The organism is Citrobacter sp. UYEF32, assembly GCF_040546205.1.
Taxonomy (GTDB): Bacteria; Pseudomonadota; Gammaproteobacteria; order Enterobacterales; family Enterobacteriaceae; genus Phytobacter; species Phytobacter diazotrophicus.
The window spans coordinates 182,846-194,915 of sequence record NZ_JBEPNI010000008.1 but is presented as its reverse complement, the minus strand read 5'-3'; the positions used below and the strand labels follow the sequence as shown (position 1 = coordinate 194,915).

Sequence of the window (12,070 nt, the reverse complement as noted above, 5' to 3'; positions counted from 1 at the left end):
TGATATTTCCCGCTGTTTATCATTTAATTCTAATTATCGGTGTTTTCGGCTGGTAGCCCCGACGCGGGCTGGTTAATCTGAGAACGATTTTCAGCATTTCATTAACAAAAGAGTACAACTATGCATGATGCACAAATCCGCGTAGCCATCGCGGGGGCCGGCGGGCGTATGGGCCGCCAGTTAATTCAGGCAACCCAGCAGATGGATGGCGTCGCGCTTGGCGCAGCGCTGGAGCGCGAAGGTTCTTCCCTGCTGGGCAGCGATGCAGGAGAGCTCGCTGGCGTGGGTACAACAGGCGTTACCGTGAGCAGCGATCTGCAGGCGGTAAAGGACAATTTTGATGTACTGATCGATTTCACCCGTCCGGAGGGGACCCTTGTTCATCTGGCGTTTTGTCGCCAGCACCGCAAAGGGATGATTATCGGTACCACCGGTTTTGATGATGCAGGCAAAGCGGCAATTCGCGAGGCATCGCAAGAGATTGCCATTGTTTTTGCGGCGAATTTCAGCGTTGGCGTGAACGTAATGCTTAAGCTGCTGGAAAAAGCGGCGAAGGTGATGGGGGATTACACCGATATAGAAATTATCGAAGCACATCACCGCTATAAAGTAGATGCGCCGTCAGGAACAGCCCTGGCTATGGGAGAGTCTATTGCCCAGGCATTGAATAAAGATTTAAAAGAATGTGCGGTTTATGCACGTGAAGGCCATACCGGCGAGCGTGTACCGGGCACAATTGGCTTTGCTACCGTTCGCGCGGGCGACATTGTCGGCGAACATACAGCGATGTTCGCTGATATCGGTGAACGCATTGAAATTAGCCATAAAGCGTCAAGCCGAATGACGTTTGCCAATGGCGCTGTTCGCTCTGCTTTATGGCTAAAAAACAAAGAAGCCGGCCTTTTTGATATGCGAGATGTGCTGGATCTGAATAATTTGTAAAAGTTATTACCCATCGTGATGTGGTTGTTGCAGTCGTAATGCATTGATTGCATAGGGCAATATTTTATTGCCCTTTTATTTTTCCCGATTTTATGTGATTTCCTCGTTTAAACCTCTATTAATGCCTATCTTCCGTCTCATTATGGTTGTTGAAATGTAAATTTTGACCGTTTGGTCCACTTTCTACTAGAGCTAAGCCCGTGTAACCAGTTTTATGGCGACGCAAGCGTTTTCCTTCCTCCGGTAATGTGATCTTTTTGCCCTCTAAATCGTGCTATTCTTTTCTGGGGCGCAAAAAGACATGAAAAAGATGCGCTATGAGTTGACTTTTACCCTTCATGTCTCCAGAATGCCGCCGTTTGCAAAAAATTCGCGGTTACGCAAATTTGCATTGATTCGAGGCTTATAATTGAATTAATATGCAAATAAAGTGAGTGAATATTCTCTGGAGGGTGTTTTGATTAAGTCAGCGCTATTGGTTCTGGAAGACGGAACCCAGTTTTACGGTCGGGCCATAGGGGCAACAGGTTCGGCGGTTGGGGAAGTCGTTTTCAATACTTCAATGACCGGTTATCAAGAAATCCTCACTGATCCTTCCTACTCCCGCCAAATCGTCACTCTTACTTATCCCCATATTGGTAATGTCGGCACCAATGCCGCCGATGAAGAATCCTCTCAGGTACATGCGCAAGGCCTGGTCATTCGCGACCTGCCGCTGATTGCCAGCAACTATCGTAATACCGAAGACCTCTCTTCATACCTGAAACGCCATAACATCGTGGCGATTGCCGATATCGATACCCGTAAGTTGACGCGTCTGCTGCGTGAAAAAGGCGCACAGAATGGCTGCATCATCGCCGGGGACAATCTGGATGCCGCTCTGGCGCTGGAGAAAGCGAAAAGCTTCCCGGGGCTGAACGGGATGGATTTGGCGAAAGAAGTGACGACTGCCGAGCCATATAGCTGGACGCAGGGGAGCTGGACACTGAAAGGCGAACTGCCGGAAGCGAAAAGCGAAGATGAACTGCCGCTGCATGTCGTGGCGTACGACTTCGGCGCAAAACGTAACATCCTGCGTATGCTGGTGGACAGAGGCTGCCGTCTGACGGTCGTTCCGGCGAAAACGTCGGCGGAAGATGTCCTGAAAATGAATCCGGACGGTATCTTCCTCTCTAACGGCCCTGGCGACCCGGCACCGTGCGATTATGCTATCGAGGCAATCGAAAAATTCCTTGAGACCGACATTCCGGTATTCGGTATCTGTCTTGGCCACCAGTTGCTGGCGCTGGCGAGCGGCGCGAAAACTGTGAAGATGAAGTTCGGTCACCATGGCGGCAACCACCCGGTAAAAGATATCGATAACAACACCGTGATGATTACCGCACAGAACCACGGTTTTGCAGTAGATGAAGCCTCCATGCCTGCAAACCTGCGCGTCACGCATAAGTCATTGTTTGATGGCACCCTGCAGGGGATTCATCGCACGGATAAACCGGCATTCAGCTTCCAGGGCCATCCTGAGGCAAGCCCGGGCCCGCACGACGCTGCGCCGCTGTTTGACCATTTTATCGAGTTAATTGAGATTTACCGTCAGTCTGCTAAATAATCAGGAGCGAAAAAGAGCCATGCCAAAACGTACAGACATAAAAAGCATCCTGATCCTTGGCGCCGGCCCGATTGTTATCGGTCAGGCGTGTGAGTTCGACTACTCCGGTGCGCAGGCGTGTAAAGCGCTGCGTGAAGAGGGTTATCGCGTCATTCTGGTGAACTCCAACCCGGCGACGATCATGACCGACCCGGAAATGGCGGATGCAACCTATATCGAGCCGATCCACTGGGAAGTGGTACGCAAAATCATCGAAAAAGAGCGTCCGGATGCGGTACTGCCGACCATGGGGGGCCAGACAGCGCTGAACTGTGCGCTGGAGCTGGAACGCCAGGGCGTACTGGCCGAGTTCGGCGTCACTATGATCGGTGCCACCGCTGACGCGATTGATAAAGCAGAAGACCGCCGCCGTTTCGACGTGGCGATGAAGAAAATCGGCCTGGAAACCGCGCGTTCCGGTATCGCGCACAATATGGAAGAGGCGCTCGCCGTTGCCGCTGACGTGGGCTATCCGTGCATCATTCGACCCAGCTTCACCATGGGCGGAACGGGCGGCGGTATCGCCTACAACCGCGAAGAGTTTGAAGAGATTTGTGAACGCGGTCTGGACCTTTCCCCGACAAAAGAGCTGCTGATTGATGAGTCGCTGATTGGCTGGAAAGAGTACGAGATGGAGGTGGTGCGTGATAAAAACGACAACTGTATCATCGTCTGCTCCATCGAAAACTTCGACGCCATGGGCATCCACACCGGTGACTCCATCACCGTTGCGCCTGCACAGACCCTGACCGATAAAGAGTATCAAATCATGCGTAACGCCTCGATGGCGGTGTTGCGTGAAATCGGCGTGGAAACCGGCGGTTCTAACGTCCAGTTCTCGGTTAACCCGAAAAATGGCCGTCTGATTGTTATTGAAATGAACCCGCGTGTCTCCCGCTCCTCTGCGCTGGCCTCGAAAGCGACCGGCTTCCCGATTGCCAAAGTGGCGGCGAAACTGGCGGTGGGTTACACCCTCGACGAATTGATGAACGATATCACCGGTGGCCGTACCCCGGCGTCCTTCGAACCGTCTATCGACTACGTTGTCACCAAGATCCCGCGCTTCAACTTTGAGAAATTCGCTGGCGCCAATGACCGCCTGACCACTCAGATGAAATCGGTCGGTGAAGTGATGGCCATTGGCCGCACGCAGCAGGAATCCCTGCAAAAAGCGCTGCGCGGCCTGGAAGTCGGCGCCACCGGCTTTGACCCGAAAGTGAGCCTGGATGACCCGGAAGCGCTGACCAAAATCCGTCGCGAGCTGAAAGACGCTGGCGCTGAGCGTATCTGGTACATCGCCGATGCCTTCCGTGCAGGCCTGTCCGTTGATGGCGTTTTCAACCTGACCAATATTGATCGCTGGTTCCTGGTGCAGATTGAAGAACTGGTGCGTCTGGAAGAGAAAGTCGCCGAAGTGGGTATTAACGGCCTCGACGCGGATTTCCTGCGTATGCTCAAGCGTAAAGGCTTTGCCGATGCGCGTCTGGCTAAACTGGCAGGCGTGCGCGAAACGGAAGTGCGTAAGCTGCGCGATCAGTACAACCTGCACCCGGTCTACAAGCGTGTGGACACCTGTGCGGCAGAATTCGCGACCGACACCGCTTACATGTACTCCACGTATGAAGAAGAGTGTGAAGCGAATCCGAACCAGGACCGCGATAAAATCATGGTACTGGGTGGCGGCCCGAACCGTATCGGTCAGGGGATCGAATTTGACTACTGCTGCGTACACGCCTCGCTGGCGCTGCGCGAAGACGGCTACGAGACCATCATGGTCAACTGTAACCCGGAAACCGTCTCCACCGACTATGACACCTCCGACCGTCTCTACTTCGAGCCGGTAACGCTGGAAGATGTGCTGGAAATCGTGCGTATCGAGAAGCCGAAAGGCGTTATCGTGCAGTACGGCGGTCAGACGCCGCTGAAACTGGCGCGCGCGCTGGAAGCGGCGGGTGTACCGGTTATCGGTACCAGCCCGGATGCCATTGACCGTGCCGAAGACCGTGAACGTTTCCAGCAGGCGGTTGACCGTCTGAAACTGAAACAACCGGCGAACGCCACTGTCACCGCCATTGAGCAAGCGGTTGAAAAGGCGAAAGAGATTGGTTACCCGCTGGTGGTGCGTCCGTCTTATGTACTGGGCGGCCGTGCGATGGAAATCGTCTACGACGAAGCCGACCTGCGTCGCTACTTCCAGACCGCAGTGAGCGTGTCCAATGATGCGCCAGTCCTGCTGGATCGCTTCCTGGACGATGCGGTAGAAGTGGATGTTGACGCTATCTGCGACGGCGAAATGGTGCTGATTGGCGGCATCATGGAGCATATCGAGCAGGCCGGCGTGCACTCCGGCGACTCCGCTTGTTCCCTGCCAGCCTACACGCTGAGCCAGGACATTCAGGATGTGATGCGCCAGCAGGTGCAGAAACTGGCCTTCGAACTGCAGGTTCGCGGTCTGATGAACGTCCAGTTTGCGGTAAAAGATAACGAAGTGTATCTGATTGAGGTGAACCCGCGTGCGGCGCGTACCGTACCGTTTGTCTCCAAAGCCACCGGCGTACCGCTGGCGAAAGTGGCGGCGCGTGTGATGGTCGGTCAGACGCTGGCACAACAGGGCGTCACCAAAGAAATTATCCCGCCGTACTACTCAGTGAAAGAAGTGGTGCTGCCATTCAATAAATTCCCGGGCGTTGACCCGCTGTTAGGGCCAGAAATGCGCTCTACCGGGGAAGTGATGGGTGTGGGCCGTACCTTCGCCGAAGCGTTTGCTAAAGCGCAACTGGGTAGCAACTCCACGATGAAGAAACAGGGTCGTGCGCTGCTTTCTGTACGTGAAGGGGATAAAGAGCGTGTGGTTGACCTGGCAGCGAAGCTGCTCAAGTTCGGTTTCGAGCTTGATGCAACCCACGGTACGGCGATTGTCCTGGGTGAAGCCGGTATTAATCCGCGTCTGGTGAACAAAGTGCATGAAGGTCGTCCGCACATTCAGGACCGTATTAAGAATGGCGAATACACCTACATCATCAACACCACCGCAGGCCGTCGGGCGATAGAAGACTCCAGGGTCATTCGCCGCAGCGCGCTGCAGTACAAAGTGCATTACGACACCACGCTGAACGGTGGTTTTGCTACCGCGATGGCGCTGAACGCTGATGCCACCGAGAAGGTGACCTCCGTTCAGGAAATGCACGCGCAGATTAAAGCGTAACTTGCTGCGCAGACCAGCGCACAGTATTACCGATTAAATAAACGGTTCCTGTAAAGGAGCCGTTTTTTTATCCATACCATTCGTGCTGAACGTGCAAATCATTGTTACGCATTTTTCTAATGCTACTAGCACGATTTTGCTCACACTAATGATCCTCAAACCTGCATACTATTTCTTGTTATCCGTATTTTTAATATGGTTAATGGTTTTGTCGATATTCAGGCAAGCCTGACCATAACAAGATTTTTAATTTGTAAAAATGGTGTGCTTATGAGTAAAGAATATGTTGAAAAACCCCTTTATTTGTTAATTGCCGATTGGATGATGGCGGAAAATCGTTGGGTGAGCGCTAAGGAAATTGCCAGGCATTTTGACATGGACCACTGTAAAGCGATCAATACGGTTTCTTATATTCTTTCTGAGGTAGAAGAAATTACCTGTGAGACCAGGACAATTCCAAATCAACTGCAAGGTAGAGGATGTCAATGTCAGCGTCTGGTGCGTGTAAAAAATATTGACGATCAAATCTATACCAGGCTGAAAAATAATGCGCAGGAAAAAATTCTCAGTACCACAAAAACATCCCATATGCCTGTAGTCCTGCCAGCAGGACTTAAGACGGAACAGAAATGGCAAATGATGTTGTCAAAAAGTTTGCGTCGTTAATGAGCGAATATCGAATGGCGCGAGTGCGCCATTCGATAAAGTCATTGCGCTGATTTCGGCTTCACCTCTGTCGTACCTTTAAGCCGCGGTCGGTTTTTTTCTGGCTGGCGCAGCGGTTGCGTCTCATATAATGATGAGCGACAACGGATAGCCAGATCCTGATATTCCCGGGTATTAAGTTGCTTCCAGTGTAACTCTTCTTCGGTTACATCACGGATGAAACGGGCTGGCGATCCTACCAATAACTGTCTTGCTGCCCCGATAAATCCGGCTTTCACAAAGCTCATGGCGGCAACAATGCTCTCTTCGCCAATGACCGCGCCGTCCATAATCACGCTGTTCATACCGACCAGCGCATCCCGGCCAATCACGCAGCCATGCAAAATCGCGCCGTGTCCGATATGTCCGTTCTCACCGACGACGGTGTCGGTATCGCAGTAACCGTGCATAATGCAGCCATCCTGTAAATTCGAACCTGGTTCCAGAATCAGGCGGCCATAGTCACCGCGAAGCGAAGCGTGAGGGCCGACGTAGACACCAGCCCCTACAATGACGTCGCCAATCAATACCGCGCTCGGATGGATATACGCCTCTGGATGGACGACCGGGATCAAGCCTTCAAAGGCGTAATAGCTCATGAGTTATTAACGTCCTTTCCATACCGGTGAGCGTTTTTCGGCAAAGGCCTGCGGCCCTTCAATAGCATCTTCGGAATGCAGGACCGCCGGATAGTGTTTCAGCGCACCACTACGGAGATAACGATAGCCTTCTTCTACCGGCATTTCTCTGGTTGTTCTGGTTATCTCTTTTAATGCGGCAATAGCCAGTGGTGCGCTTTGAAGCAGTTGCTGTGCCAGTTCGCGCGCCTTCTCCATTAATGCTTCCTGACTGACAACATAATTAGCGATACCCCAGCGTAGTGCTTCTTCGGCATTCATGCGCCGCCCGGTCATCACCATTTCATTGACGATAGCGGGCGGTAAGCGTTTAGGCAGGCGTAAAACCCCACCGCTGTCCGGCACGATGCCGAGTTTGGCTTCGGGTAAGGCAAAGCTGGCATTTTCAGCGCAGATAATGAAATCTGCTGCCAGCGCCAGTTCAAACCCACCGCCAAAGGCATAGCCGTTTACTGCGGCAATGACCGGTTTATCGAGATCAAAAAGTTCTGTCAATCCCGCAAACCCGCCAGGCCCAAAATCTGCATCCGGTGCTTCACCTTCTGCTGCTGCTTTTAAATCCCAGCCCGCGGAAAAGAATTTCTGGCCGGCGCCGGTAATAATTGCCACGCGTAATTCAGGGGCATCGCGGAAATTCAGAAATACTTCACCCATGGCAAAACTGGTTTTTGCATCAATGGCATTAGCAACGGGGCGATCGAGAATAATTTCCAGAATATGCCCATGGCGGTTCAGATGTAATGATTCACTCATATTTTGCTCCTTTTAAATATGTGTATGCTTTGCAGAGGCATACCGCCTCTGCAAGATATGAAGTGTTCACGTTATTTCTATTTCGGCGAACATAAATTCAGCCAAATACGTTATGTTAGATTTTTCTTGATGACTTTCCCTGAACAGTTGCGTGGCAGATCGCTCCTGAATTCAACAAGCGTCGGTACTTTAAATTTCGCCATATTGCTGGCACAAAAAGAAAAAAACTCATCAGCACTTAATGTTTCGCCTTCATGAAGAACAATAAAGGCTTTTATAGCTTCATCCCTGATAGTGTCTTTAACACCGATAACCACCGTATCCTGAATTTTTGGATGGGTCGAAATGATATTCTCCAGTTCTACACAGGAGACATTCTCGCCACCGCGCTTAATCATATTGCAACGCCTGTCGACGAAATAAAAAAAGCCTTCTTCATCGTAGTAACCCGAATCACCGGTATGTAACCAGCCGCTTGCATCCAGCGCCATGGCGGTTGCTTTCGGCTGTTCGTAATACTCTTTAAAAAGCGTTTTCCCCGGCATGCCTTTAATACATATTTCACCGATTTCATGGGGAGGAAGGGGCTGATTTTGATCGTTACGAATTTCCGCTTCGTAGCAAAACCCCGCGCGGCCAATTGACGGCCAGCGCCGTTTATCACCGGGTCTGTCACCAATAATGCCGACAATCGTTTCCGTCATGCCATACGATGTCAGCAACCTGACACCGAAACGTTCAACAAAGGCGTCTTTTTCCTGCACGGAAAGATTGAGGTAGAAAAGCACTTCACGAAGGCAATGCTGATTATCCGCAGGCATTGGCGGTTGCACCATCAGGGTTCTAATCATCATGGGAATGCATTCGGTAACTGTGGCACGGTATTTTCGCACCTGGCTCCAGAACGCACGCGCACTGTATTTCTCAAGCAGCACAAAGGTGGCACCGCTGGAAAAGGCGGCCATTGCCGCCGTACACTGACAATCGATATGAAAAGCGGGCATAGCGGTCAGATAAATATCGTCATCGCGTAATGCACACTGCCAGGCGGAGTAGTAACCCGCAAAGCGTAAGTTATATTGAGTAATAACCACGCCTTTTGGTCGTGAGGTCGTGCCCGAGGTGAAAAGAATTTCTGCGGTATCGTCGGTGCTTAACGTCGGCGTAGAGTTCAGGGTAGTGGGTTGGGCGCGCTTAAGTTGATAAAAATCACTCACCGCGGTATCTGAGACACAGAACTGCCGGTCGATAAGGCAGATATGATTGAGCTGCGTTTCACCTTCCTGCAGAATCTGACGGTAAAGGGGATAGAAGTTTTCAGTGGTTACCAACAAACGAGCCCGGCAGTTTTGCAGGATCCACAGACTTTCATCATGCAATAGCCTGGCGTTAATCGGCACCATGATGGCGCCGATTTTTGCCAGCCCGAACCAGCAAAAGAAAAACTCAGGGCAGTTATCCAGATGCAGCGCGACTTTATCGCCTTTTTGGATCCCCAGCCCGTTGAACAGGTTTGCTGTGCGATTGATTTCCTCATTGAGGAAGGTATAGCTGAATTGCTGTACTTCACCTTCACATGACTCAAAAATCAGCGCCGTTTTATCGCCATAGACCTCTGCCAGGTCGTCCCACATCTGACGTAAGTTTTGATCGCCAATAACATCCATCGCACTTTTATCCACTGAAATTAGGTATAAGCGCTAACCGGGTGGCTACACGATCCCGTTAGCGCTATGTATTTAATCCTCAACCCTGGCCAGCCCCTTGCTTACCAGTTCCTTAATATCTGCTTCGCTGTAACCGATGTTCTGCAAGATGGCGGAGGTATCCATGCCGTGTGACGGCATGCCGCGCCAGATTTTCCCAGGGTTATTTTTGAATTTCGGCATAATGTTTGGCCCCTTGCAGGTACGGCCATCCATGGTTTGCCATTGGGTGATTGATTCGCGGGCGACGTACTGCGGGTTACCCTCCAGTTCAGGAATGGTCAGTACTTTTGCACAGGCAATATTCAGCTCGGCGAAGCGCGCTTGTACTTCGGCAATGGTATGCGTTAGCAGCCATGCATCCAGTTTCTCTTCCACCAGTGGACCGTACGGGCACTCGACGCGGTGAATGAGTTGTGTACCTTCCGGAACTTCTGGCGTGCCGAGAATATGCGCCAGTCCGATATCGTTAAAACACTCGGTAATTTGCGTGATACCGACCAGTTCCATCACGATGTAGCCATCCGAGCATTTATACAGACCACAGCCAGCGTAGTAGGGGTCTTTGCCTTTGGTCATACGCGGACAGATTTCGCCGCCATTGAAATAATCCATCATGAAGTACTGGCCCATGCGCAGCATCACTTCATACATCGCAATATCAATGCTTTCCCCTTTACCTGTTTCACGTACTTTATGCAGCGCCGCAAGTGCTGCGGTTGTCGCCGTCATGCCGGAAAAATAGTCTGCCGTGTAGGGAAAAGCGGGCATCGGCTGGTCAACGTCGCCATTTTGAATCAGGTAACCACTGAAGGCTTGCGCAATGGTGTTATAAGCAGGAAGGTTGGTGTACTCCTCTGTCCCAAACTGCCCAAAACCAGACAGGTGAGCGATGACCAGCTTCGGATTGTGTTCCCATAACACTTCATCGGTAATTCCCCGACGAGCAAATGCCGGACCTTTACTGGCCTCGATAAAAATGTCGGTGGTTTCCATTAACTTAAGGAACGCTTCCCGGCCTTCATCTTTGAAGATATTCAGCGATAGCGCGTGCAGATTGCGGCGTGAGAGTTGCGGATAATTGGGCTGGACACGAATTGTGTCGGCCCAGGCGACATTTTCAATCCAGATAACTTCTGCGCCCCACTCGGCAAACATTTGTCCGGCGAAGGGCCCGGCAATTTCGATACCGGAGAAAACGACCCGCACACCCGCAAGTGGTCCAAACACGGGCATTGGTAAACGATGACTCATGACATACTCCTGTGTGGCATCCCTGGAACCCCATCACAGCGTGATGGGGTTATCACCCGATTAACGGTACTGTTTGAGCACTGCGCGACCCAACGTCAGGATCTGCATTTCGTCGGAACCGCCGGAAACCCGGTCAACGCGCAGATCGCGCCAGAAACGGGTAATACGGTGATTGCCTGCAATCCCAACGCCACCGAGTACTTGCATCGCACTGTCAACGACCTCAAATGCCGCATTGGCGCAGAAGTATTTGCACATGGCTGCATCGCCGGAGGTAATGGTGCCGTTATCTGCTTTCCAGGCAGCTTCCAACAACATGTTTTTCATGGAGTTTAATTTGATTGCCATATGGGCAAACTTCTCCTGAATGAGCTGGAAGCGACCGATCGTTTCGCCAAACTGTACTCGCTGATTGGCGTAGCGCGCCGCATCTTCAAAGGCGCACATTGCGGTACCGTAGTTCGTCAGAGCAACGAGGAAGCGTTCGTGGTCAAACTCTTCTTTAACACGGTTAAACCCATTACCCTCACGGCCGAACATGTCTTTTTCATCCAGTTCAACATCGTCAAAGGTAATTTCGCAGCAGCTATCCATGCGCAGACCGAGTTTCTCAAGCTTGTTAACTTTGATGCCAGGTTTGCTCATATCGACAAACCATTCGGTATAAATGGGTTTATCCGCAGACGCGCCGTCACGCGCCATTACCACGATATAAGGGGTGTAAGCGCTACTGGTGATGAAGCACTTACTGCCATTAAGATAAACCTTACCATTTTTACGGGTATAAGTGGTTTTTAAACTGCCCACGTCAGACCCGGCGCCCGGTTCGGTGATCGCCGAGTTCCACATCTGTTTACCGGTACCCTGAAACGCCATGATCTTATCGATCTGTTCCTGAGTGCCTTCGCGTAACACCGTGTTGAAGCCGCCAGGAAGTTGATAGAGCACGTAGGTTGGTGCACCCAGGCGACCCAATTCCATCCACACAGCCGCCACGGTAACGAAACCGGCATCCAGACCACCGCGATCTTCCGGGAGCAGCAGGCTGTCAATGCCCATATCGGCCAGTGCTTTTACGAAACGCTCAGGATAGACGCTATCGCGATCGCATTCGGCAAAATAGGCCTCCCAATTTTCACTGGCCATTAATTCACGAATACCGGCGACGAACAGCTCCTGTTCATCATTCAAGTTAAAGTCCATCTTTTAACCTCTTGATATG

At 51.5% G+C, this 12,070-nt stretch carries 9 protein-coding genes; 4 read left to right on the top strand and 5 right to left on the bottom strand.

All coding sequences use genetic code 11. The features are described 5' to 3' along the window. Nucleotides 1-120: 120 nt before the first annotated feature. The 4 genes from dapB to caiF all read left to right on the top strand — a co-directional run bounded on the left by dapB (nucleotide 121) and on the right by caiF (nucleotide 6,458). Nucleotides 121-942 carry a 4-hydroxy-tetrahydrodipicolinate reductase gene (dapB, locus tag ABIB59_RS22040; protein ID WP_354037039.1) on the top strand — a complete coding sequence of 274 codons (822 nt, stop codon included), beginning with the start codon at nucleotides 121-123 and terminating at the stop codon, nucleotides 940-942. Between the two features lie 457 nt (nucleotides 943-1,399). After that, the gene (carA, locus tag ABIB59_RS22035) at nucleotides 1,400-2,548 is read left to right on the top strand and encodes a glutamine-hydrolyzing carbamoyl-phosphate synthase small subunit (protein WP_039078307.1); all 1,149 of its coding nucleotides are present in this window, start codon (nucleotides 1,400-1,402) and stop codon (nucleotides 2,546-2,548) included. Nucleotides 2,549-2,567: 19 nt separating this feature from the next. Then, entirely contained in the window at nucleotides 2,568-5,792 is a 3,225-nt protein-coding gene (gene carB / locus ABIB59_RS22030; protein ID WP_079497285.1) for a carbamoyl-phosphate synthase large subunit, read from the top strand. Nucleotides 5,793-6,062: 270 nt separating this feature from the next. Beyond that, entirely contained in the window at nucleotides 6,063-6,458 is a 396-nt protein-coding gene (gene caiF / locus ABIB59_RS22025) for a carnitine metabolism transcriptional regulator CaiF (protein WP_039078309.1), read from the top strand. Between the two features lie 41 nt (nucleotides 6,459-6,499). Here caiF and caiE read toward each other — a convergent pair whose 3' ends face one another. The 5 genes from caiE to caiA form a co-directional block, all read right to left on the bottom strand. Next, complete coding sequence (gene caiE, locus ABIB59_RS22020) at nucleotides 6,500-7,096, bottom strand: carnitine operon protein CaiE (RefSeq protein WP_125125350.1); 597 nt, start codon at nucleotides 7,094-7,096, stop codon at nucleotides 6,500-6,502. A gap of 6 nt (nucleotides 7,097-7,102) precedes the next feature. Beyond that, nucleotides 7,103-7,888 (bottom strand): crotonobetainyl-CoA hydratase, encoded by a 786-nt coding sequence (caiD, locus tag ABIB59_RS22015; protein ID WP_354037036.1) that lies wholly within the window; start codon nucleotides 7,886-7,888, stop codon nucleotides 7,103-7,105. 110 nt (nucleotides 7,889-7,998) lie between these two features. Next, nucleotides 7,999-9,555, bottom strand: a complete 1,557-nt coding sequence (caiC, locus tag ABIB59_RS22010; RefSeq protein WP_110295069.1) for a crotonobetaine/carnitine-CoA ligase — start codon at nucleotides 9,553-9,555, stop codon at nucleotides 7,999-8,001. A gap of 72 nt (nucleotides 9,556-9,627) precedes the next feature. Beyond that, nucleotides 9,628-10,848, bottom strand: coding sequence for an L-carnitine CoA-transferase (caiB, locus tag ABIB59_RS22005; protein WP_039078313.1), 1,221 nt, complete (start codon nucleotides 10,846-10,848; stop codon nucleotides 9,628-9,630). A 60-nt stretch (nucleotides 10,849-10,908) separates the two neighbouring features. Beyond that, nucleotides 10,909-12,051 carry a crotonobetainyl-CoA dehydrogenase gene (gene caiA / locus ABIB59_RS22000; protein WP_079497282.1) on the bottom strand — a complete coding sequence of 381 codons (1,143 nt, stop codon included), beginning with the start codon at nucleotides 12,049-12,051 and terminating at the stop codon, nucleotides 10,909-10,911. Between the last annotated feature and the right edge of the window lie 19 nt (nucleotides 12,052-12,070).

Coding starts and splice junctions, on each gene's coding strand:
- dapB (WP_354037039.1), top strand. CDS start 121: ATGCATGATGCACAAATCCGCGTAGCCATCGCGGGGGCCGGCGGGCGT.
- carB (WP_079497285.1), top strand. CDS start 2,568: ATGCCAAAACGTACAGACATAAAAAGCATCCTGATCCTTGGCGCCGGC.
- caiF (WP_039078309.1), top strand. CDS start 6,063: ATGAGTAAAGAATATGTTGAAAAACCCCTTTATTTGTTAATTGCCGAT.
- caiE (WP_125125350.1), bottom strand. CDS start 7,096: ATGAGCTATTACGCCTTTGAAGGCTTGATCCCGGTCGTCCATCCAGAG.
- caiD (WP_354037036.1), bottom strand. CDS start 7,888: ATGAGTGAATCATTACATCTGAACCGCCATGGGCATATTCTGGAAATT.
- caiC (WP_110295069.1), bottom strand. CDS start 9,555: ATGGATGTTATTGGCGATCAAAACTTACGTCAGATGTGGGACGACCTG.
- caiB (WP_039078313.1), bottom strand. CDS start 10,848: ATGAGTCATCGTTTACCAATGCCCGTGTTTGGACCACTTGCGGGTGTG.
- caiA (WP_079497282.1), bottom strand. CDS start 12,051: ATGGACTTTAACTTGAATGATGAACAGGAGCTGTTCGTCGCCGGTATT.